This is a genomic window from Cellulomonas sp. P2_B4, assembly GCF_056404795.1.
In genome coordinates this window covers 1-505 of record NZ_JBFUDI010000131.1, presented here as the reverse complement: position 1 = coordinate 505, position 505 = coordinate 1, and the positions used below count along the sequence as shown (strand labels likewise).

At 66.5% G+C, this 505-nt stretch carries 1 protein-coding gene; it reads right to left on the bottom strand.

Features of this window, described 5'->3' with window-relative positions; all coding sequences use genetic code 11:
- Positions 1–162 precede the first annotated feature (162 nt).
- The coding region (locus AC1DZC_RS20485) for a sulfotransferase domain-containing protein (RefSeq protein WP_477044575.1) at positions 163–505 on the bottom strand (343 nt) is incomplete at its 5' end.

The following is a 505-nucleotide window of genomic DNA, read 5'->3' as shown; positions in this document are numbered from 1 at the left end:
TCCTTGCTTGCCGCGCCGCCGCAGCTCGCGAGCAGAAACAGGGGGAGGAAGAGGGGTACGATGCGGGCGGCAGGTCGGTTGCTCATGATCGGTCAACGCCCCGGCCCGCCCGTCGGGCCCCTGAAATCGCCCGACCCGCCCGTCGGGCCCGAGAATGGATCGTCAGACCGCGCGCACGCCGCCGGCCAGCCAGCGCGCGCAGATCGGACCAAGTTCGTCCACGCTGCGCGTCTCGTAATCGATCACGTCGCGCAGGCTGAGCGTATCGCGCCAGCGGCCATTGCAGCCCCTGTTGATGAAGGTCTCCGCCCCGCCGTCCCAGAAGATGCCGCTCAGCGGCGCGGCCTTGGTCGCGTTCGCCTTCATCCATGGGAAAGTGCAATGCTCGACCATCGACGGGAAGTGCGCGGGATTGATCCGGATATCGAGAAAGTCGGCGATGCGCCGCATTTCGCCCGTCAGGTCGCGCTTCAGATCCTCGAAATGGACCAGCATGACATTGGGC